Origin of the sequence: Bradyrhizobium sp. JYMT SZCCT0428 (genome assembly GCF_018131075.1) — a bacterium.
Taxonomy (GTDB): Bacteria; Pseudomonadota; Alphaproteobacteria; order Rhizobiales; family Xanthobacteraceae; genus Bradyrhizobium.
This window is the reverse complement of record NZ_JAFCLS010000052.1, coordinates 33,214-54,349: the sequence shown is the minus strand read 5'-3', so window position 1 is coordinate 54,349 and position 21,136 is coordinate 33,214. Positions and strand designations below refer to the sequence as shown.

The following is a 21,136-nucleotide window of genomic DNA, read 5'->3' as shown; positions in this document are numbered from 1 at the left end:
CTCTTCGTCGCCGCGGTCGAAGACGATCTGCGCGCGATGGAGCGCATGAGTGGGGTCAGGGCGGAGCGTTTCGCCAACTGGGACGAGGCGGTGGAGGCCAGAAGACGCGAGGGCGCGCTGTTGGCCGACTTCGACGCGGGCTTTTTCGCTCCCGGGAAAAAGCAGACCTTGGTTGTGACCGCGTCTGACGTGCTCGGTAGCCGTGCCCATCATCCGCAACCGATGGCCAAAGCCTGGACAGCCGCCCTCAATCACCCGGATATTCCGCGGCGCGGCCGTCGTTCATCTCCAGCGTGGCTTGGCTTTACTTGATCGTTTGCAGACCCTCGACATGGGGAACGGTACAAAGCGCGAGATGATCAGGCTCGAATTCGCCGGCGATGATGCTGCGCTTGTTCCGCCTGCCGATCTCGCCTTGATCTGGCCCTACGCTGTAGAGCCCGGTAAGCTCGCGTTAGACAAGGCCGATGGCAGCACGTGGTGGAACAGACGTGGCGAGGCCGAGCAAGAAATCGAAGCAGCGGCCAAGCAGCTTGCGAAACATATCGCCCAACGACGGCGCCGGCGTGCTCCCAAGCTAGTCGCTCCAGGGGCGGCCTATGAAAGATTCGTCGCGCGCTTTCCCTGGTTCACGACACCTGATCAGGCCAGCGCAATCCGGGACGTGCTGGACAATCTGGCGGCCGGTCACCCGATGGACCGGGTGGTCTGCGGTGATGTCGGCTTCGGCAAGACGGAGGTCGCCTTGCGGGCGGCGGCGGCTGTCGCGCTGTCAGGAAAACAGGTCGCTGTTGCGGTTCCGACCACGGTCCTCGCCAGACAGCATGTCGAGACGTTTCGCAAGCGGTTCGGTCTGCTCGGGATAGAAGTGGCGAATTTGTCGCGGGCAGCAACGGCAGCGGAGATACGAGATACGAAGGAAAAACTCCGCCGCGGCAAACTGAAGTCGTTGTCGGCACACAGGCTCTCGCCTCGACCGACGTGAAATTTGCCGACCTCGGCCTCGTCATCATTGATGAGGAGCAGCACTTTGGTGCGGCGGAGAAGGCGAAACTTTCAGGCCTTGCGAAGGGCGTTCATGCCCTTTGGATGAGCGCCACGCCGATACCGCGCACGCTGGCGGCGGCTCTTGCAGGATTCCGGGACCTGAGCATTATTGCGACGCCGCCGGTTCACCGGCTGCCTATCGTCACCAGGGTTGCTCCGCTGTCGGACGCCGCGATCGCCGCGGCTTTGCTGCGTGAGCAGAGACGCCACGGGCAGAGTTTGCTGATTTGCCCCCGTATCCAGGATCTGGAGCCGATGCTGGCAAGGGTGAAGTTGACGGCTCCAGACCTTCGCATCGTATGTCTCCATGGCCGCTTGCCTGCTGAGGATATCGACGATCGAATGATGAGCTTCGTCGAAGGTGAAGCGGACGTGCTCCTCGCGACCAATATCGTGGAGAGCGGCCTCGACATCCCCCGGGCGAACACCATCGTCATCTGCTGGCCGGAGAAGTTTGGTCTGTCGCAGCTTCATCAGCTCAGGGGCCGCGTCGGACGAGGCGGCACGCGTGCTTTCGCGTATTTGTTAAACGAGTCGAACTCCGAACAATCCGAGAAGCGTTTGGCCGTGCTGGAAGAGTTCAGTAAGCCCGGCGCCGGCTTTGCCATCAGCGAGCGTGATCTGGATCTGCGGGGCGCCGGAGACCTCTTCTCCGAACAGCAGTCTGGCCATCTGCAGGTATTCGGGCCAATGCTCTATAGCCATCTTCTCAAGCGGGCGTCGGAGAAAGGCGCCGACGGTGGCGCCGAGCTGTGGGTGCCTGATCTGAACCTGCCGATCGCCGATATGCTGCCCACGGGTTACGTACAGTCGGACGCTGTTCGCCTGGAAATCTATGGCCGTATTGCCAGATGCCGCACCGAGGATGATCTCGAGGATTTGGAGGACGAAACCGCACGTCGTTTCGGCAGGCTTCCGCCGGAAGCGCTCGAGTTTTTCGCGGCCGCAAGGCTCAGGCTCGATTGCAAGCGGCGCGGCATTATGAGGCTCGACGTCGGCCCCGAGGCTGTTGCGGCGACGTTTCTCCCCGGTCGGCTTCGCAAGTCGAGAGCGAAGTCGCTGGAGCGCGAAGGCGATCGCGTGGTCTATATCGGCAATCGCAATGCGAAGCCGTTCGAACGAATAAGCGACTTTCTTGAGTTGCTGGACGAGTAGTTGGCTAGACCGGTCCATAACGTTCGATACCCGAATTCAGCCGATCGATCGATGCTGCTGGTTCCAGGATAGGGGAAGATTTTTTGGAATTTTCTTCAGCTCGATAGCTGCTTTGCCCTCCAAAGTTGCCTTCATCAGGTCGGGTGGCAGAAATGCCAGCCGCAGTTCTTGCCGGATCACCTTGGGATGGAGGTTGGCTACTGCGGCGAGCGCTTCGATGGACGTCTGGCGTCCGCTTGACAGGTCGGCAAGCCACACATGGGACCGGACGATGGACTTGATCAGTTTTTCATCGACGTTAGTAGTCGGTGGCGTGTTGACTTCCGCCGAGCCCTTCGGCTTTGGGGTCCAGGGAATATCGATCGAGCGTTGTTTGCCTCTCGTCGAATTGAGCGCCAACCGGATCCGATGATCGGATACGGTGATTGTTTCGATCTGCTCAAGCATTTTGTTGTCTGGCAACTGCAGCTTTTCACTGAGGGCGGTCTGAACCAGTCCCTCGATCTCTGCTGCTGAAATTCGTGCAACAGAACCTGCCTGATGCCTCCGCCCGCGCATCGCCGTGCTGACATAGAAGCGATAACGCACGCCGTTCTTGCTCGAAAAGCTCGGTCCCATGCGGTTGCCTTTGTCATCGAAGAGCTTGCCTTGCAACAGCGCACCACTTTCAGAGAACTTGACCCTGCGTTTCACAGTGTTGGATTTGAGTAACTCCTGCACGCGATCGAAGGTCGACTGGTCCAGGATTGCCTCGTGCTCGCCCTTGAACCATTTGCCGCCGTAATGAGTTTCCCCAATGTAGATCCTGTTCTTGAGGAAGTGGGCGAGGGGTCCGTAGGTAAAGGGTATGGCGCCTCGATATTTCGCGATCTTTGTGTTGCGGCGTTTGGTGACGATTTTTCGACGATCGAGTTCGGCAATCAGCTTGCTGAACGATCCCCACTCCAAATAGAGCCTGAAGATCGTTCGAACGGTTTCAGCCTCCGAGTTTTCGACGATTAGCTTTTTGTCTTTGGTGGCGTATCCAAGCGGCACCGTGCCGCCGGTCCATTTGCCTTTGCGGCGGCTCGCAGCCACCTTATCCCGGACCCTTTCGGCTGACAGTTCTCGCTCGAATTGGGCGAAGGATAGCAGCACGTTCAATGTCAGCCTTCCCATAGACGTAGTCGTATTGAACTGCTGGGTAACAGCCACGAATGAGACTAACCTGGCGTCGAAGGCATCGACCAGCTTTGCGAAGTCGGCTAGCGAGCGAGTGAGACGGTCGATTTTGTAGACGACCACCACGTCGATCCTGCCGGCTTCGATGTCCGCCAGCAGCCTTTTGAGGGCCGGGCGGTCGAGATTGCCTCCGGAGAAGGCTGGATCGTTATATTGCTGGGCTAGGGCTTTCCACCCCTGAAACGCTTGGCTTTTAATGTAGGCTTCGCAAGCCTCGCGCTGAGCGTCCAGCGAGTTGAACTCCTGCTCAAGGCCGTGCTCGGTGGATTTCCGGGTGTAGATGGCACAGCGGAGAACCTTGGCGTCATTTGCCATCGGTGACCTCCTGACGAGCCGAGCGGAGCCCGAAGAACCGCGGTCCATTCCATTTTGTGCCGGTTATGGCGAAGGCGATTACGGAAAGGCTGGCGTAGGTTTTGCCGCCATGGACAAAGCCGTTGGCCATCACAGTGACCCGATACGTCTTACGGTTCCAGGTCCGCACTAATTCGGATCCCGGCTTGATCCGCTGGGGTAGCTCCAGACGGCCGGCGGGCTTGGCGCAGGCGGTTTTCACCATCTGGGCAAGCAGCCGCCGGATAGGCAAGGGAAGGCCGCCGTAGGCCTTCTCCTGAATTGTTTGAGCAATGCTGCGGCGGAGCAGGTCCGGACCGAAAGCTTTCGGCGGTTCGGTTCGGAATAGCTCGCGGTAGCGCTTCCGCAGGTCTGCTATCGTCATGGCCGGCAGCCGATCCAGCTCAGCCTCAACGGCTGGATCGGCTTCAATAAAACTATTTGCGGGTTTCACGACGCTGCACCCCCTTTGGTGATCCGGTATATGCGGATGCCGTTGACCTTCTCCGAGGCGAGGTGGAGCTTCAGCTTCTTCTTGACCACACCGGCAAAGAAGCCTCGCACGGAATGCTGCTGCCAATCCGTAGCCTTTATGATTGCGGCCATTGTCGTGCCCTTGGACTGGCGCAACAGTTTCAGCACGGTCTCTTGTTTGGAAGAGCGGGCAGACACCTCAGTCGGTTTCGAGTTAGCCTTCTTGGCCGGAGAGGACGCCTTGACGGACCGGCCTGTCTTGGACGCGGGTCGGTTTACCTGGGACTTTGTGGATTTCGATTTCGGCTTTGCATTGCGGGTTGTCATCTGGCTCTCCATCGTATCAACGACAGCATCGTGTGCTGCCACTGACACAAGCCCGGCACTCAGGGCCGGGCGACGGAGGCCGAAACAACCTCAGTTCCGCGAGAGCCTGCATAGCAGCGAAGCCGCATCATGGAGCCGGCCGGCTTCGTAGATCAGTTGCTCGATGTCCATTGATATCGTGACGGCCTCCGAGAGGCTGCCGGCCGCCGCGCAAGCTTGGGCCGCTTCGCAATCTGGGTGGCTTCGGCTAGCCGGGTATGGATCTCGTCGAGGCAGGCTCGGCATCGTTGAAACAGGGTTGGCCATGTCGTTCCTCGTTCCCCCAAATCGGCGGGGACAGTGACGCTCCGGTGGCCGCTGAAGTCGAGCGAATTCGGAGCAATCTTATGACTTTCGCCAGCGGCCCGTAACGAGCCCCATCGGCCTAGTTGCCAAGTTAGCCAGCTGTCGGTTTGCGGCCTGCCTTTGGGGATTTTCCCGCCACAAAATCCCTAAACAGCTTTACGGGATCAGCGTCCAAGGCACGGGCTATCGCAATAAATTCCACCACATCAATGCGGCGCTCGCCGCCTTCGTACTTGGCGATAAACGACTGTGGTCGGCCGAGTTTTTTGGCCAGGGCCTGCTGGCGAATGCCGACCGCATGTCGCACTGCGACAAGGGCGGCAATAAGCCGGGCATATTCCGAAGATTTAAGTGACTTCTGCATGCGCCGCCAAGCCGGGAATTGGCGGCGAGCAATCTATGGCGGGGGAAGGAAGGCGACGGCGCCGAGGGGGAGCGCGAATAACGCTCGCAGGCCCACATAGTCAATTTGATGGTCGCGCGGTGCGGGCGAAGCTAACGATAACCGCCTCCAAAAATCGGCAACCCGATCTCGACGGCCGGCTTAGACCATGGATCTGAGGCCCAGCAGAGAAACTGGGATAGGCTGTCGACCTGGTCGTCATGCCTGCCGTTCGGAAAAGCCAGGAGTTCGAGCAAGAAATCAGCCAGCCATGGAGCTTCCTTGGGCAGAACGATACGCCCGGTTTCTATCTTGGCCGACTGCGCGGCCAGGCGGTCCTGCTTGTCGCCCTGTGGCACGACACCAATAGGATCGATCATTCCTGACGGCAGCTCAGCTCTAAAGTCCTGCAAAAGAGTCAACCCAAATCCCGCCTTTTCAATAAGAACCGTATCGGCGCCATACTCTCGCGCAAGGCTTGGGATTTTCCGACGCAAGTCAGGATAAGTGAGACGGGCGCGAAACACATCGACAAGATAGTAGTTGGTTGCCCTTTTGAGCCACGTGGTGCAGACGGAATAATCGTTGTTTTCGCCGATTGCGGCGGCGACATCCCAACTTTGGACAATCCGGTCGCCGGGCTGCCGCGCGGGCACCACGTCATAGGAGCGGAGCCACTCACGTTTGATCGCGTTGCCGCCATCTGGTACCGGTTGCTGCAAATACTGCGCTGAAAATCTTTGGCTGCCGAGTTCGCGTTTGATTCCCGCAAGAATGACGGTACCCTCACGCTCGCTCTGGAGCGGCTCGTCACATCGCCACAATTTGGAACTGTGAGGCCCCGTGATGACGGTCCGATCTTCCGGCGCTACCGCTGGTAGATTCAGGTGATGCCAATTACCTGTCTGGAGCAGGTGGCCGGATAAATCATCTTGATGCAAACGTTGCATCGTGACTATGATTTGCCCCTGCCGTTTGTCATCGAGGCGAGACAGCAGCGTGCCGCTAAACCAGTTGATGACCTGGCTTCGCGACTTGTCTGATAGTGCTTCTTCGGCCTTATGCGGGTCGTCAATGATGATCAGATTGGCGCCGCGCCCGGTCAAAGTGCCTCCAATCGAAGTTGCGTATCGGCCTCCTCCTGCAGTGGTCACCGCCTCGAGGGCAGTGTTCCTGTCCAGCCGCATGCCAGGAAATAGTTTTTGGTACCAATCGGCTTCGACCACCATTTGAAACTGCCGGTGCAGTTCAGCGGCAAGTTCTGAGGAGTAGCTGACGACGATGATTCGACGCGTGGGGTCGCGGCCCAATAGCCACGCGACAAAAGCGACGGAAACAGAAATGGATTTGAGGGAGCGGGGTGGCTGATTGACGATCAGGCGGCTGATCTCGCCATTCCGAATCCGCGAGAGTTCCCAAGCGATGGCCTCGATGTGCCAATTCTCGACAAAAGGAGTCTCTGGTGCGATCGTGTTGAAGCATTTCCAAAGGAAAGAACAAAAGTCGCTCCTCAGCGCGGCCGCCAACAGGGCGGCTGTGCTATTCATCGTCTCCCCCAGCTGCATGGACTTGCTTCAGGCGCCGAGCAAAAGAATCAAGAATTGCCTGGTCTCCCGAGCTCATGGAATCATTGGTCTCGACACCTGGCTGATCGTATTTCTCGGCCAAGCGTAGTACCTGCTCGATGGCGCGCTGGTCCGTTTGCAAGGCTTTGGCACCTAAAACTTCAAGCACGGCGCGCAGGGTCGAGATCTTTCTTACGCGGCCATTTTTATTGACCGTAACAGTAGAATTGAGCCTCTCCAGTACTTCCGTTTTTATGTTTTTACGGCCCTTGGGTCGCCCTTTGGGATTGCCAGACTGGCCCGGCTTGAACTGAGTGTGCTTGGGGGGCTCGCCGTAACCCACGCGGTTACCGGCTCCGCCACCTCTTCGTATGAGACGAACGCGCTTGACCATGATTCGCTCCCCCGAAAATTACTTGGATGATGACGTGGGCTTGTCGTCGCCATAAGGCCGGCCGGTTTCGGCGTGATAGGCCGTTTGCCCGGTTAGCCGCTGCCAGCGTTGGATCGCAACGTCGACATAGACTGGGTTGAGTTCGAGCAATCGGGCACACCGGCCGGTCTTCTCGGCAGCGATCATCGTGGTACCCGCACCGCCAAAGGGGTCCAGGATGATGTCGCCAGGCTTGGAGCAGTCACGGATGGCGTCTGCGATCATCGCCACCGGCTTGATGGTGGGATGGAGGGCAAGTTTGCCCTTTGATGTGCCGCTCAGGGCGTTCTGGCTAACATAGGTCCAGACGTTTGTGCGGTTACGGCCGTGCCGTCCAAGATTGACATTGTTGATGTGGCGAGCCTTGCCGTGCTTAAAAACAAAAATAAGCTCATGCTGGGATCTGTAGAGGGAACCCATGCCGGCATTGGTCTTATTCCAAACGCAAAGGTTGAGGGTTTTGGCGTAGACTGCTCCGGCCGCCGCCAGTAACTCGGATGCATGCCGCCAATCCATGCATACAAAATGGATGGCGCCATCGACCGAGCAGTTTGCAGCGTGCCGCAGCGTTGTCTCGAGGAAATCTTGAAAGTCGGATGAGGAAAGTTCGCCCTTCGCCATGGCAAAGTCATGAGTCGGGGCGGACTTTGATACGGTTACGTGTCCTTCGATGGGTACGTTGTAGGGCGGATCCGTGAAGATCATACTGGCGCGGTCCTTCCCGAGAAGCTTCCTGTAACTGGAAGCATTCTGGGCGTCGTCGCAGCGGATGAGGTGCTTGCCGCAGGTATATTGCGCGCCCAAGCTGCAATGAGCGACGATCTGCTCCTCCATTACCGGACGATCATCCTCCTCCTCGAAACCTGTACCGTCCAAAATTATGTCCAGGGTGGGAACATCGATGGCTAGTGGGAGGTCCTGTCGAATTTCGAGTATTTCCTGGATCTCAAGCTTGAGTTCCGCGTCGTCCCAGGACGACAGTTCAGAAATCTTATTCAGGGCTATCTTGAGCGCCCGCAATTCGACGTCGCTCAGGTCGCGGTTGCAAACCACCGGAATTTTTGAAAGGCCTAATTTCTTGGCGGCCGTCACAACGCCCCAACCGTCGATGACTCTCTTTTTGTGATCGACCAGAATCGGTGTTACGAATCCGTAGGCCTTTAGGAGGCTGACGAGGTGATCAATTTGTTCGGGAGAATGCCGCCGGGTTGGGCGGCCGAGCGGTTTAAGCTCGGCTATATCGACGTACGTAATTGCTAGATCGCGATAGCCATCTTTGCGCGCTCGGCTGAGCTGTTGCATATTCGACCCTTTCTAAGCGTCCGTCCGAGCGAAATCTCGTAGGACTTGCTTAGCAGGCCGCAGCAGGTCGTTATTCAGCACTAATTCCGGGTTTGGTCTTGCGCTTCGAGCGTCTTAGGAAGTGTTCGAGGCTTTCTCGATTCGGTATTTGGCGGCCTTTTTCTCTCAAATAATCAAAGGCTTGCTCGATGGCCCGTTCATGGCGCCCCTTACGGGGACCTCTATCGGAGAGCTTAAATCTTTCGATATAAAAAGCGGCGCGCCTTACGGCGGCTTCGTCAGGTCGGGTCAGTTCGTCCGTTGCGCGCCATGCGGGGCGTCCGCGTCGGCCAGGCAGCTTTAAGGCTTTATAAAACGAATCAATTTCAGCCACATCAGTCATCCCACCTACTCCTTCGACCAAATCAGACCACGCCTGTGTTAATGTGTAAAATGCCGTATCGGTTCCAACGAGAGGGGGTGGAGGGAAGTCCGGATTCCGATTCGCGTAATGATCGTTATGGAGCTGTTGGCTGCCGTGGTCGACGGTTCGCCACTCCCTAGTCTTTTCTAAGCAGCGCTCCTGCCGCGCGCAAATCTGGCGCATCGAACCCTTCGGTGAAGCGATTATAGACTAGCGCCAAAGTGCGCCTCACTTCGTCATGGCGATCCTCGGCCGCGCATAACTGGGCACGGCTGAGGGCAATCCGCAACTCCCAAAACAAGGCGCCCTGCTCACGAGCGATGTCGTTTGCTGTCCGGAAGCATTCTTCCGCCTCGATAGCGGGCCGGGTTTTCGACTGCCGCAGCATTAATGCGCCCTTCATACGCATAAGCTCTGCCTGGTACCAACCCTCTTCGTTATTGTCCGCCCACGCGATTGCACGCTCCAAAGTGGAGCCAGCCTCCTCAAGACGGCCAAGCCCGACCAGGCCTTCTGCAAGACAACTGAGGAACTGGACGTAGTACATCTGCCAACCTGACCGCTCGCAGGCTTCCAGTGTCTGCGATATCAACTCAACGCCTCGACCGAATTCACCACGTTCGATCAGTAGCTGTCCTTTCCAGCAAGTCGCCATCATCTTCCACAGAGTTGCATCGAGGCGTGTGGCCCAGTCGCTCATCGTCGCGATGGCGCGTTCGGCGGCTGCATAGTCACCCGTCATCAACGCGATTGGGCACAACGCATCGTGCACGACCCAGCAGACCGTGATTCCCGCGCCGGACGATTGAGCCATCTCGAAGCTGGACCGGGCCTCCGCGTAGGCTCGGTCTATGTAGCCGCGAAGGCTGAGCACGCGCGCCAGTCTCACGCGCGCCAACACTTGCGGGTCGCGGCGGAACAGCATCGAGTGATGCCCGTCCGAGGGAGCGACATAGAAGTCGACCACACGCTGGAGGTAGTCTTGTGCGTCAGTCAACTTGCCTGCAAAGAGTAGAGAGGCGCCGAAAATGCGGTCGCCCACTAACTTCATGGTGTCGCCGCCGCGCGTTGTCACGGCAGCAAGCTCCTGAGCGGCAGTCAGTGCGACTTTGTGGTGGCCAGACGTGAACTCTAGTGACCATTGCAAGTAAAGTAGGCCTGCCTGTAAATCCAGGTCATCGATGTCCGCGGCGAGGTCTATCGCCTTCATGAGCGCAGCGCGAGTGCGCTCGACCGGCGCAAATGTCATTGTGAGCGCCTCTTCGTAGGCAATCCACATGCGAAACTCCGTCGCCTGGCTCAATTGGAGGCCAGGCGACCACGTCGCCAGCATGCTTTCGACGCGGTCGCGACACTCTCCCATCAGCGACAACATCTGCCAGATGGGCGCGAACGCAGCTGTAAGCTTCGCGCCGATTTCAGCATCGCCACCGGGCGAGAACGTCCAGTCGAGCGCAGCGCGGACATTGTCGAGTTCGCGACTGCAGCGCGCCACATCATCGTGACTGAGCCACGCTTTCGCGCCGGCCGCTATTGGAGAGACGAGATCCTGGAGATATTCGGCATGGCACCGCGCGGCGCCCGGATACTCGCCATGTTGGGTGAGCTTCTCCAGCGCGTACGCGCGTATCGTCTCGAGCAGACGCCATCGCATTGGCGGCGTCGAATTGACGCGCTCGCAGAGCGACTTGGACACAAGGCTGGACAACTCCTCGACGATCGCCTGACCGGACCGGCCTATAACGCCCACGGCCTCGGCAGCCTCGAACGTAAATCCCGCTGGGAAGACTGCAAGGCGACGCAGCAGGCGTTGCTCTTCCTCCGAGAGTAGCTCGTAGCTCCAGTCAAGCGCGGCGCGCAAGGTTCGATGCCGTGGGATCGCGGTGCGACGTCCACTGGTTAGCAGCGCAAAGCGATTACGCAGGCCGGCAGCCACCTGTTCGGTTCCGACAAAGGCTGCGCGCGCCGCAGCAAACTCGATGGCGAGCGGAATGCCGTCGAGGTGTCTGCAGATCTCGGCGATCGACAGAAGATCCTCTGGCTGTGGCGAAAAATCGGTGTCCAGTGCCTTTGCCCGGGTGACGAACAGCTCCACGGCACTGTGGCCGAGGATGATGTCGGGCGCCTCTTGGTCAAGAGCGGGCACGTCGAGCGCCGGAACGCGGTAGACGGCCTCACCTTGGATCCGCATGACTTCGCGGCTGGTCGTCAGAACCGTGACGCGCGGGCACAAGCGCACCATGGCCTCTACCAGGTTGGCTACCGCGTCGATCAGATGCTCGCAATTATCGAGCACGAGCAAGAGTTGCCTGTCGCCGATGCCGTGCGCGAGCGACTCCGCCGTGACCCGCTCGCCGCCGAGCTTCAGTTCCAGCACGCCGGCCACCGCGGACGGAGCGAGAGCGGCGTCGGAAAGCGACGCCAGTTCGACGAGCCACGCGCCATTCTCGAAGTCGGTGAGCAAACCGCGGGCGGCCTTAACAGCAAGCACCGTCTTTCCGATCCCCCCCGGTCCGGTCAAGGTCACCGCGCGATAGGCGGAGACGAGGTCACGCACGTGCTGCACCGCCGTCGACCGGCCCACGAGCTGGCTGACGATCGCTGGGAATTTGGTGGACGGGCGCTCTGCGGATTGGGGGCGGGACAGGGGCGTCGCCTCGGTCGTCTCGCCGTGCCGGACGGTCCAATCTCCGACCAGTCGGTACCCCCGACCGTGTGACGTCTTCAACATGCCACGATCCCTGCCGAGCGCCTTACGGACAGCGGATATGTGAACCTGAAGCGTATTATCCCCGACGATGGCGCCTGGCCAGATGCGCTCCATCAGATCATCTTTGGTGACGAGCTGACCGCCCGCCCGGATCAGGACCTCGACGATCTCAAACGCACGGTTGCCGAGGGCTATGGGCGCACGGCACGACCGGAGCTCACGTCGGCCGAGATCGACCTCCCATGGCTTGCAGGCGTAGATCAGATTTGGAACTACTCGGGACATCCTGAACTCTTGGTGGGGACTGCTCACGCCGCTGACAAGCTCGCAAGAGGTATCAAAACACCGTCAAGTCAAGCTCCCACCCGTGCCGATGGTTCCCGCGACTAGCCCGTGTCGGCCAGAGTGCGGACCCGTCCGCGCATCTGGCCCCCCGCGATGGAATGCTTAGCAGCTTTGCTGACAACAGGCGGCGGTGCAAGGCGCTGTGCCAGTTCCCCGTGCACCTCCATTCTGAGGCGGCCGCTTCGCTTAAGAATTTTTAAGCCCCTGCCCAAGGATTGGCTGCAGGCGAACAGATAAACGGGCTTCTTCTGAGGGAAAGTAAGACATGGTTGGATCCGATGCGAACATCAAGTCGCCCAAGCCCGGCCCCTCCCGAGGCGGTCTTGCCCCAAGGCAGGTGAAGCGCGCCTGCGAAAGGCTTGAGTCCGACCTCAGCGGGAAACTTTCATTGCGAGAGATCGCGGCCGAGTTTGGCCTCTCGGTCAGCCAATTCTCTCGCGCGTTTCGGATTTCTACTGGTCTGCCGCCATACCAGTGGCTACTTGGGCAGCGCATGAGCGCGGTTAAGCAAAGTGAGGCGAGAAAGACAGCGATCCTGAATTCAGCGCTCGACTGTATCATTACGATCGATCACGAGGGATCTATCACTGAGTTCAACCCGGCTGCCGAGCAAACCTTCGGCTATCGCCGGGACGATGTCCTTGGCAAAGATCTGGCCACCATTATCGTCCCGCCTTCAATGCGGGAGAAACATCAGCGTGGGTTGGCCCGCCACTTGGTCACCGGTGAGGCGAAAGTCATCGGAAGGCGCGTCGAGATGACAGCGATGCGCGCCAACGGCAGTGAGTTTCCCGTGGAGTTAGCAATCTCCCGTATCCCGCTGGACGGGCCGCCGTCATTTACGGGCTATCTGCGTGACATCACCGAGCGAAAACAATGGGAAGAAGAATTGCGGCGAAGTGAGGCATTTCTCAGCGAAGGGCAACGCCTCAGTCGTACAGGTAGTTTCTCATGGTGTTTGGCGACAGGCGACATTATGTGGTCTGATCAAGTTTATCGTATTTTCGAGCTTGATCAGGCGGTTCCTGTAACGCCCGAACTGATTGCCACTCGCGTCCACCCAGAAGACGTGCACTTGTTGCGCGACATGATGAACCGGGCGAACAGTGCAGCCGACAGTTTCGAGTACGAACACAGACTCCAGATGCCGGACCGTTCAGTAAAGTATCTGCACCTGGTCGCTCACGCGACCCGAAATCAGCATGATCAGCTGGAATACATTGGAGCTGTCCAGGATATTACCAAGCGCCGCCTCGCGGAAATGGCGCTCGGCGAGGTCAGATCAGAGCTGGCTCACGTAGTGAGGGTCGCAAGCCTTGGTACACTGACGGCGTCGATCGCGCACGAGGTCAACCAGCCGCTGTCGGGCATTCTCAACAATGCGGGCACCTGCCTCCGAATGTTGGCTGCCGACCCTCCCAACGTTGAAGGAGCGCGCGAAACTGCGCGTCGGACGATTCGTGATGGAAAACGAGCGTCGGATGTGATCGTTCGATTGCGAGCGCTATTCGGTAAGAAAAGATTTGCGATCGAATCGATAGATCTGAATGATGCGACGCGAGAAGTAATTGCGCTATTGTTGGGCGAGCTTCAGAGAAATCGAGTTAGGCTTCAGACGGAGCTTGTTGAAGACCTTCCGCTAGTTATGGGCGATCGCGTACAGCTTCAGCAGGTCATCCTGAACTTGCTCCGAAATGCGTCAGATGCAATGAGCGCAATAGAAGATCGACCGAGGCAATTGTTCGTCCGGACCATGCGAGACCGTGACGATCATATCTGCGTGACTGTGCAGGATGCCGGTGTGGGTTTTAGATCGCAGGATGCCGGCAAGCTATTTGATGCATTCTATACCACCAAGGCTGGCGGTATGGGGATCGGCCTATCCGTAAGCCGCTCCATTATTGAGAGTCACCGCGGCCGGTTGTGGGCGACTGCGAATGAGACTCACGGGGCTTCTTTTTCGTTTTCGATTCCTTTGAAACTTGAGAAGGACGGCCTTACGGACCTCAGGTGGATGCCTGCTGTGAGGGAGCAGGTCGTGAGGAGTCCGTGATGTCCGTTCGTTTGCTTGTTGCGGGTGCATGGCCCGGGCCTACTTAGACGGAGCTCCTTCGCACCGGTTTCGTTGGTTTGCCTAAAGGGGACAAGCCGAAAGAGCCGAGCGCGTGCTGGAATGTTCGGCCAGAACAAGTCTAACTTGCTGGCCATGCGGGAGTGCCCAGAAAGCCAGCTCGATCGCACCACACTAGGTCGTGATACGAATGCGACGTCGGCTTGTGGCACGACGATGAACTCGCCAACGGAGCCGGGCTTGGTCATGATGATCTCCTAATGTCTGGCCGCAAGCCATCGACTGCAGGCAAGCGACCGCGCACAAATTGCTGCGTGACCCTTGCCACGCGCTCGCCGAGATATTCGGCGGTCAGAAGATCGGATTCGGGTGGGGCAAAGTCAGGCCCTTGATCGTTGTTCGACTGTGCCGCGGCGCCTAGCCAGAAGCCAAGCCGATTGAGGTCCTGATCTGAGCCGTACGTACTGTTGTTGCCAGACGGAAGACCGAGATTGACCCAATGCATGCGATGTTGCGCCGCGAAGATAGCGAATTGAGTCAGTGTAGCGAGCTTGTCACCAGACTTTGACCCTGAGTTTGTGAAGCCTGCCGCGATCTTGTCCTTCCACGCGCCCGTAGCGTAGGATTTTGACGTCGAATCCATGAAGGTTTTGAAACGTCCCGACACGCTTCCCATGTAGGTCGGCGCGCCGAAGATGATTGCGTCTACAAGTTTCAGGTCATCCAAGCGGCCCTGAGCTTCGTCTGATGTCAAAAAGAGGACAGATGCGCCCGCGACCCGTTCGACACCACGCCGCACAGTTTCGGCCTGCCGAGCAGTGTGGCCAAAGCCACTGTGAAATATCACGGCAACCGTTATTGGAATGGCCGGTACTTCGTGGTTCATGGTTGACACCGATCGGAAATACGTTCTGCCCCGTTTTGGGCTCGGTCAGTGCTTAGTCCGAACAATGCGCGATCGTCTTTCATGTTGTACGACCAATGTCGAGAATGCACGACCTGCTGTGTTGGACCGATCAACGCCGGCTCGGATGTTACCGAAGCGGTGATGGCAAGCTGCTCCAGCCTGCGCGTCCTGGCCGCTTCGAAACCATGCATTCCAGTCTGCCACTGCAGACCGACGATTGCGCCCTTCGTAGGTTGCAGAAGGCCGAGCGAACTCACGACGGTCAGTGGTAGCCAGATCAGCGCGTGTAGCCAGTAGGGTGGCGAGTAGGCAACTTCGACGGCCAGAACGGCTGGAACGATAACATGGCCAACCACGATGATGACGAGATAGGCTGGCAAGTCATCGGCGCGGTGGTGATGAAATTCTTCGCCGCATTCTTCGCATTGATCAGCAACCTTTAGATATTTGCCGAACAGATGACCTTTGCCACAGTTCGGGCATCTGCAACGAAATCCACGCATCATCGCCTGGTAAAGCGAGGTGGTTTCTTCAGGGCGGGCGGGCGCTGGACTGATTGTCGCCCGCGCCACAGGGATTGTTTGCGTCATCTCGATGCCCTCCTCAATGGCAGCACCCATATCCTCGCCTTCTGATCGAATTTATTCTTCCTGCATAGAACTGTTTTTTCACATTCCAGGGCAGCCGGCCGATGGCACTGAAGTATTGACGACACCTTGGTCCAATAGAATCGCGCGTCGCTTAACATCCTTCTGTATCTCTCGGTCCCGGTATTCCCCGGCCTCACGAGAGCTATTCTGAATGGATTGAGGGGCTCGGACTGACCATGTTTCGTATGATAGCCGCGTTTCCCCTCTCTTCCTGGGCATTTGCGTTCCGGGCCTGGGCTGCCATGGTGACGGCCCTATACGCGGCTTTCTGGCTGCAGCTCGACAGTGCGTCGTCTGCCGCGGTTACCGTCAGCATTCTCGCGTTGCAAACACGCGGGCAAGCGTATCAGAGGGCCCTATACCGGATCCTCGCCACTATCATCGGGGTTATCGCGTCCATTGCGATTGCTGGATTGTTCGCGCAAACGCGTGAGCTGTTCATGGTCGTCTTCGCGGCTTGGCTCGGACTCTGCGTTTACGTTGGCGGGCTCTTGGAAGACAGCAGGGCCTACGGCGCCGTGTTATCCGGTTATACGGTCGCTCTGGTGGCTGTGGTTCAGATCGACTCGCCTCAGAACATCGTCCTGGCCGGCTTTAACCGCGGTGCGGCTATTGTGGTCGGAGTCGCCGCGCTCGCTCTGATCAGCGAAGTATTCGGTGCTCCAAACTTGGATGCGAGTCTAATGTCCAAGCTCATAACCATCCATCGGCGAATAATAGCCGTTGCACTTGTTATCCTGGGTGGCAAGAGCGCCGACCCGATCCGGTCGGCCAATCTGCTGCGTGAGATCACAGCGCTTCGTCCCGACATCTCGGCCCTTGCGATCGAATCGGGTCGTGGGTCGGCGCGGCGCGCGGCAGCCCGTAACGCGGCCGTAGCATTGGTCGGTGTAGTCAGCGCCGTAGACGCATTGGCATCACTCCCCCCGACGACGTTGCGATCTCTCCGAACCGGGCTAGGGGAGGCACTCGACAATGGTCTGGCGGAAGAGAACCGTGTTTTGCTTGGACGCCTGCAACAGCATGCGAATTCCGGTAACTTTGGCCCGTACGAGGCGATTTTCGTCCGTTACGCTCTAGAATTGCTGGTCGAGAACCAAAGAGCTAAAGACGCTATTGGAGCTCTCCAAGCAGGCCGGCGCCCTACACTTGAGTTTGATGCGCCCATCTACCGCTCGAGCCGAGTGGCGGCACGAAACGGGCTGCGCGCGTTTCTGGTAGCGCTGACGATCGCGGCCTTATTGTCCCTTGGCGGCTGGCCGTTCGCATCGCTAGGCATCGCTTTGACAGGAGTGATCATTGCCCTGAGTGCCAACGTTCCGAACTCGGACGCTTTCGCCACAGCAGCTGTTATCGCTGTACCGATCGCTGTGATGCTTGCGGGTGTAACCGAATTTTTTATTCTGGACGGGGTCGACCAGTTTCCTCTCTTGGCGATCGGTATAGCACCAAGCGTCATTGCCACCGCGCTCCTGTGCACGGCGCCCAACCCGAGACTGGCCGTGACCGCGTTCCTTGTGCTGGTTGTCTTTCCCGTGATGCTCTCGCCAACGAATCCGCAGCGTTACGACCCCGAACCCTACCTGTTCTCCAGCTTTATTGCGATCGCATCGGTTATCCTGCTGTTCGTCCTTCTCCGGGTTGTCCTTCCAACGTCCGATGCGCTTCGGCGGCACTGGTACCTGATGTCGGCGCAAGCAGAGATGCGTGGACTCCTTACCGATGGCTACTGTCGGCGCCCAAATGAAGAGGCCCTGTTCCGAGACGCGGACCGCATTAGGCAACTCGCAGCGCTGCAACCTTCGCCAGATGGACACCGGGATGACCTCCGTCAGGCTATGGATTTGTTCGGACGTGCGGCGGCTGTGCGCCGGGTTCGGACAACGCTGACCGAACTAGTTGCTCGAACGGGCTCACGGTTGATGGTCGAGACCAATGCGGCTCTGGCTGCCTGTGATCCCCTTCGCCTTCGCCGAATTGCCGACGATCTCGCAGGCGCGACCGCTGGGTTCAGTCGTGATGACCTGGCCCTCGCTCGCGCGGCCCGCCTGGATCTGATCTGGGCTGCTTCCCTGATCGAACCCACCGCCGCCCTCGGCGTCCATCCGCATGGGTCTTGTGCCTCATGATGCGTACCTTCCCTGAATTGGTCCTCGACGGGGTGCTCGTCTCGCCTTTCGTCCTCTATGCAGGTGCCGCCCTTGCAATCTTCGCTGTGCTGCGTCCCTTGCTGTACCTCGTATCGTTCGAACGCGCCTTCAGTAATCCGCCCGCGGCGGAGTTGAGCCTCTACGTCGCGATTCTCGCGCTTTTGATTGCAGTGTTCTAGAGGGAGAAGGTCTTGCAGCTGGCCGATACCATCACAGACCACCGGACGAAAGATAACATCGCCGATACCCGCGCCACGGCGGCTGAGCGCCCTATGAGTGGTGGCGGCCTCGCGCTGGGCGGAGATCGGCCGGGCGTTACCCTTGAAAGAAATCTGAGCGTCGAAAGGTCCGTTTTGAAAGGACAGATGACTGGGGTTCCAGGCCCTATGGCTCGCTTTGCTCTGAAGGTGTTCAAGCACGCGACGACTGCGGCCATCCTTGCGTTCGCCGGGCTAACCGCTCTCCTCATCTGGGACATTTATGTTAACGCGCCGTGGACGCGAGACGGCCGCATCCGCGTGCAGGTAGCAAGCATTGCGCCTCAGGTGTCGGGACAAATTACGGAAATCCGAGTCGTCGACAACCAGTTCGTTCGCGAAGGTGACGTGCTCTATGTGATCGATACGTTCGATTTTAAGGTGGCGCTCGACACGAGCCAAGCGATGTTGCGTCAGAAAGCCACCGATTTGCAGGTCAAGCGAATCCAATCGGAACGACGAATGCGGCTCTCCGACCTCGCCACGACACCTGAAGAGCAGCAAGTGTTTGCCGGCAATGCCAACCAGGCGCAGGCAGCCTTCGACGCTGCCCAGCAGCAAGTTGCACAAGCCGACATTAATCTCAAGCGGACGCAGGTGCGCAGTCCCGTCAATGGTTATGTCACCAATCTACTGATGCGGGTCGGAGACTATGCTCACGCTGGCGCGACCAACATTTCGGTCATCGATGCGGATAGTTACTGGATTGACGGCTACTTCGAGGAAACCAAGATGGCTCATATCTGCGTCGGCATGCGTGCCGAAGCGGCACTGATGGGATATCGCGACCCGATCCTTGGGCTGGTCGAGAGTGTGACCCGTGGCATCAGCGTCTCCAACGCCGCACCGAGCACTCAAGGGCTGCCCAGCGTTGATCCGGTCTACACCTGGGTGCGGCTGGCGCAACGACTGCCTGTGCGCTTCAAGATCACCAATGTACCGGCCGGGGTTCCGCTCGTTTCGGGAATGACTGTTACGGTGACGATCCGCGACGAGCGGGCGAGTGACAGTGGTGGCTGGCTTCACCAACGCTTTCATAACCTTACGAACCGCTTGAGTAACGTCATTTACGGTCCGCAAGGTTCACCCGACTGCGCACCCCGCGGTAGATGACCAGAGCGGCGCGATTGCCACCCTTCTTGTTTCTGTGAACGGGAAAGCTGGCATGCATTGTTCAAGGAAGACGGTCCAAGGGAGTCACAACAGCTTTTCGCGATAGTCGCGTATGAAGTCGGGGTCCGTTTCCGTGTTCGCGCTATGAAGTTCTAGCGAAATCAGGTGCTTTCTCGGATCAAGTCGGCGGCCTTTTCGGCAATCATGATTGTCGCGGCATTGGTGTTGCCGCCGACTATGGTTGGCATGATCGACGCGTCAACCACGCGCAACGCGCCAACCCCCCGCACGCGCAGCGTTGCATCCACTACGGCCGTCGAATCGCTGTCCGGGCCCATTTTACAGGTGCCGATCGGGTGATACTGCGTGTCAGCGCGGCAGCGAATATCCTTCTCCAAGCCGGCGGGATCGTTGGATCGCGTCGGGTACAGCATCTTGCCACGGAGCCGATCGAAAGGTCGGGATTCGATGATGCGTTGCTGGATCTGGGCTCCCTTGACCAGCAGTTTCAGATCGCGCTCATCTGAAAGGAATTTGGGATCAATTCGAGGAGCATCGCGCGGGTCGGTGCTGTCAAGTCCAACGGTGCCCCGACTGTACGGGCGCAAGACGTCCACATGGCAGGAGATGCCATGACCCATGTGGAGTTTGCGTCCGTGATCGTCAACTATCGCAATGACGAAAATCAACTGCAGATCGGGAGCCGGGGCGTCGGGCGACGAACGGATGAATGCGCCGGAAGTGCCATAGGTCGTCGTCACGAGGCCTGTGCGCGCCTTGCGCCATTCGAAGATCGCGCGTGCCAGCTTCAACCCGCCTCGGAACGAAACGCCAACTGTCTCAGTATCGTTCGGCACGCGCCACGATTGAACGTAGTCAATATGGTCCTGTAGGTTCTTGCCGACGCCAGGCACGTCATTCTCGACTGGAATGTCGAGCTTTTTCAGTTCTTCGCCGGGCCCAATGCCGGAAAGCTGCAGTAGCTGCGGTGAGCCAAACGTCCCGCCCGCCAGGATCACTTCTCGTCGCGCTCGCGCTTCCTTCAATCCGCCTCCTTGGTAGTACATCACGCCACGTGCGCGGCGATTTTCAAGCAATATCTTCGCCGAGACGGCGTGGGTCAAAACCCTGAGATTTTTTCGCGAGAGGTTTGGGGTTATGTACGCCTTGGCAGCGCTCCAGCGCTCGCCGCCCTTGTGAGTGACCTGATATTTGAAGGCGCCCTCTTGTTCGGCTCCATTGTAATCGGGGTTTGGTCGAATCTGGTGCAGGGCAGCGGCCTCTAGAAACAGGTTGGTGAGCGGACTCTGGTGTCGCGGATAGGTAACGTTCAGTGGACCGCCCTGTCCGTGGAAGTCATCTTTGATTTCTTCGTTGTTTTCAGCGCGCTTGAACAGCGGCAATACGTCGTCATAAGACCAGCCCGGATTGCCAAGCGATGCCCAGTGGTCGTAATCCCACCTGTTTCCTCGCACATAGAACATCGCATTGATCGAGCTCGAGCCTCCAAGGGTTCTGCCGCGCGGTTGATATCCGCGGCGGCCATTCAGGCCGGGCTGAGGTACCGTCTGATATGCATAGTTATTGATTTTGGTTGGCACCATCGCGACGAAGCCAGCCGGCGCATGAATCAAGACGCTGGAATCCCGCCCGCCGGCTTCCAACAGGCAGACCGTAACGTTTGGATCCTCCGTCAAGCGAGAGGCCAATACGCACCCGGCCGAACCGGCGCCAACGACGACGTAGTCAAATTCACAATGGTCCATGGCGCGCTCCCGTCGAGATAAGATGCGTTCTTCAATCAGAGATCGGCTGTCCCCACGCGCACAACCGCTGCTTGGGACTGCCGAGCTTCGATGCCGTTGCGAAACCGCCTCGCATGAAACGGCAGCACCTAATTGCTGACCTGTCATTGCGCGGGATCGAACGTGAATCCATTGCACCTA

15 protein-coding genes and 2 pseudogenes are annotated in these 21,136 nt (G+C 58.5%); 5 read left to right on the top strand and 12 right to left on the bottom strand.

The genetic code is table 11. The features are described 5' to 3' along the window. Positions 1 to 2,202, top strand: a pseudogene (locus tag JQ575_RS36130) (helicase-related protein); the annotation flags it as partial. Between the two features lie 36 nt (positions 2,203 to 2,238). On the opposite strand, the gene JQ575_RS36125 reads toward JQ575_RS36130, so the two are convergent. From JQ575_RS36125 to JQ575_RS36085, 9 genes are all read right to left on the bottom strand, one after another. Continuing rightward, on the bottom strand, positions 2,239 to 3,738 hold the full coding sequence (locus tag JQ575_RS36125) for a recombinase family protein (protein ID WP_212037969.1): 1,500 nt from the start codon (positions 3,736 to 3,738) through the stop codon (positions 2,239 to 2,241). After that, positions 3,728 to 4,210 carry a DUF2924 domain-containing protein gene (locus JQ575_RS36120; RefSeq protein WP_312016080.1) on the bottom strand — a complete coding sequence of 161 codons (483 nt, stop codon included), beginning with the start codon at positions 4,208 to 4,210 and terminating at the stop codon, positions 3,728 to 3,730. The genes JQ575_RS36125 and JQ575_RS36120 overlap by 11 nt, the downstream gene beginning before the upstream one ends. After that, on the bottom strand, positions 4,207 to 4,557 hold the full coding sequence (locus JQ575_RS36115) for a DUF3489 domain-containing protein (RefSeq protein WP_212037968.1): 351 nt from the start codon (positions 4,555 to 4,557) through the stop codon (positions 4,207 to 4,209). Before JQ575_RS36115 ends, JQ575_RS36120 begins: the two co-directional genes overlap by 4 nt. A gap of 436 nt (positions 4,558 to 4,993) precedes the next feature. After that, the gene (locus JQ575_RS36110; RefSeq protein ID WP_212037967.1) at positions 4,994 to 5,266 is read right to left on the bottom strand and encodes a helix-turn-helix domain-containing protein; all 273 of its coding nucleotides are present in this window, start codon (positions 5,264 to 5,266) and stop codon (positions 4,994 to 4,996) included. Positions 5,267 to 5,397: 131 nt separating this feature from the next. Next, complete coding sequence (terL, locus tag JQ575_RS36105) at positions 5,398 to 6,831, bottom strand: phage terminase large subunit (RefSeq protein WP_212037966.1); 1,434 nt, start codon at positions 6,829 to 6,831, stop codon at positions 5,398 to 5,400. Further along, positions 6,824 to 7,243, bottom strand: coding sequence for a DUF5681 domain-containing protein (locus JQ575_RS36100; protein ID WP_212037976.1), 420 nt, complete (start codon positions 7,241 to 7,243; stop codon positions 6,824 to 6,826). Before JQ575_RS36100 ends, terL begins: the two co-directional genes overlap by 8 nt. Before the next feature lie 18 nt (positions 7,244 to 7,261). Further along, entirely contained in the window at positions 7,262 to 8,584 is a 1,323-nt protein-coding gene (locus JQ575_RS36095) for a DNA methyltransferase (RefSeq protein WP_212037965.1), read from the bottom strand. Between the two features lie 70 nt (positions 8,585 to 8,654). Further along, entirely contained in the window at positions 8,655 to 8,966 is a 312-nt protein-coding gene (locus tag JQ575_RS36090) for a hypothetical protein (RefSeq protein WP_212037964.1), read from the bottom strand. Between the two features lie 157 nt (positions 8,967 to 9,123). Beyond that, on the bottom strand, positions 9,124 to 11,982 hold the full coding sequence (locus JQ575_RS36085; RefSeq protein ID WP_212037963.1) for a winged helix-turn-helix domain-containing protein: 2,859 nt from the start codon (positions 11,980 to 11,982) through the stop codon (positions 9,124 to 9,126). 325 nt (positions 11,983 to 12,307) lie between these two features. On the opposite strand from JQ575_RS36085, the gene JQ575_RS36080 reads away from it, so the two are divergent. Beyond that, on the top strand, positions 12,308 to 14,095 hold the full coding sequence (locus JQ575_RS36080; protein WP_212037962.1) for a PAS domain S-box protein: 1,788 nt from the start codon (positions 12,308 to 12,310) through the stop codon (positions 14,093 to 14,095). A gap of 262 nt (positions 14,096 to 14,357) precedes the next feature. Here JQ575_RS36080 and JQ575_RS36075 read toward each other — a convergent pair whose 3' ends face one another. Together JQ575_RS36075 and JQ575_RS45170 are read right to left on the bottom strand one after the other, a co-directional pair. Then, positions 14,358 to 14,999, bottom strand: coding sequence for a flavodoxin family protein (locus JQ575_RS36075; protein ID WP_212037961.1), 642 nt, complete (start codon positions 14,997 to 14,999; stop codon positions 14,358 to 14,360). Between the two features lie 179 nt (positions 15,000 to 15,178). Then, a pseudogene (locus JQ575_RS45170) lies at positions 15,179 to 15,610 on the bottom strand (DUF983 domain-containing protein); the annotation flags it as partial. Positions 15,611 to 15,846: 236 nt separating this feature from the next. Here JQ575_RS45170 and JQ575_RS36065 point away from each other — a divergent pair. The 3 genes from JQ575_RS36065 (at position 15,847) to JQ575_RS36055 (ending at position 19,190) form a co-directional block, all read left to right on the top strand. Further along, entirely contained in the window at positions 15,847 to 17,799 is a 1,953-nt protein-coding gene (locus JQ575_RS36065) for an FUSC family protein (protein WP_212037960.1), read from the top strand. Then, entirely contained in the window at positions 17,796 to 17,999 is a 204-nt protein-coding gene (locus tag JQ575_RS36060) for a DUF1656 domain-containing protein (protein WP_212037959.1), read from the top strand. Before JQ575_RS36065 ends, JQ575_RS36060 begins: the two co-directional genes overlap by 4 nt. A gap of 186 nt (positions 18,000 to 18,185) precedes the next feature. Next, entirely contained in the window at positions 18,186 to 19,190 is a 1,005-nt protein-coding gene (locus JQ575_RS36055; RefSeq protein ID WP_409364857.1) for a biotin/lipoyl-binding protein, read from the top strand. Positions 19,191 to 19,351: 161 nt separating this feature from the next. Here JQ575_RS36055 and JQ575_RS36050 read toward each other — a convergent pair whose 3' ends face one another. Then, the gene (locus JQ575_RS36050) at positions 19,352 to 20,956 is read right to left on the bottom strand and encodes a GMC family oxidoreductase (RefSeq protein WP_212037958.1); all 1,605 of its coding nucleotides are present in this window, start codon (positions 20,954 to 20,956) and stop codon (positions 19,352 to 19,354) included. Positions 20,957 to 21,136: the final 180 nt, after the last annotated feature.

Excerpts from the sequence above, each read along its gene's own strand:
- terL (WP_212037966.1), bottom strand. The coding sequence starts at position 6,831 with ATGAATAGCACAGCCGCCCTGTTGGCGGCCGCGCTGAGGAGCGACTTT.
- JQ575_RS36115 (WP_212037968.1), bottom strand. The coding sequence starts at position 4,557 with ATGACAACCCGCAATGCAAAGCCGAAATCGAAATCCACAAAGTCCCAG.
- JQ575_RS36075 (WP_212037961.1), bottom strand. The coding sequence starts at position 14,999 with ATGAACCACGAAGTACCGGCCATTCCAATAACGGTTGCCGTGATATTT.
- JQ575_RS36060 (WP_212037959.1), top strand. The coding sequence starts at position 17,796 with ATGATGCGTACCTTCCCTGAATTGGTCCTCGACGGGGTGCTCGTCTCG.
- JQ575_RS36080 (WP_212037962.1), top strand. The coding sequence starts at position 12,308 with ATGGTTGGATCCGATGCGAACATCAAGTCGCCCAAGCCCGGCCCCTCC.
- JQ575_RS36110 (WP_212037967.1), bottom strand. The coding sequence starts at position 5,266 with ATGCAGAAGTCACTTAAATCTTCGGAATATGCCCGGCTTATTGCCGCC.
- JQ575_RS36085 (WP_212037963.1), bottom strand. The coding sequence starts at position 11,982 with ATGTCCCGAGTAGTTCCAAATCTGATCTACGCCTGCAAGCCATGGGAG.
- JQ575_RS36100 (WP_212037976.1), bottom strand. The coding sequence starts at position 7,243 with ATGGTCAAGCGCGTTCGTCTCATACGAAGAGGTGGCGGAGCCGGTAAC.
- JQ575_RS36095 (WP_212037965.1), bottom strand. The coding sequence starts at position 8,584 with ATGCAACAGCTCAGCCGAGCGCGCAAAGATGGCTATCGCGATCTAGCA.
- JQ575_RS36125 (WP_212037969.1), bottom strand. The coding sequence starts at position 3,738 with ATGGCAAATGACGCCAAGGTTCTCCGCTGTGCCATCTACACCCGGAAA.
- JQ575_RS36065 (WP_212037960.1), top strand. The coding sequence starts at position 15,847 with ATGTTTCGTATGATAGCCGCGTTTCCCCTCTCTTCCTGGGCATTTGCG.
- JQ575_RS36090 (WP_212037964.1), bottom strand. The coding sequence starts at position 8,966 with ATGACTGATGTGGCTGAAATTGATTCGTTTTATAAAGCCTTAAAGCTG.
- JQ575_RS36055 (WP_409364857.1), top strand. The coding sequence starts at position 18,186 with ATGACTGGGGTTCCAGGCCCTATGGCTCGCTTTGCTCTGAAGGTGTTC.
- JQ575_RS36050 (WP_212037958.1), bottom strand. The coding sequence starts at position 20,956 with ATGGACCATTGTGAATTTGACTACGTCGTCGTTGGCGCCGGTTCGGCC.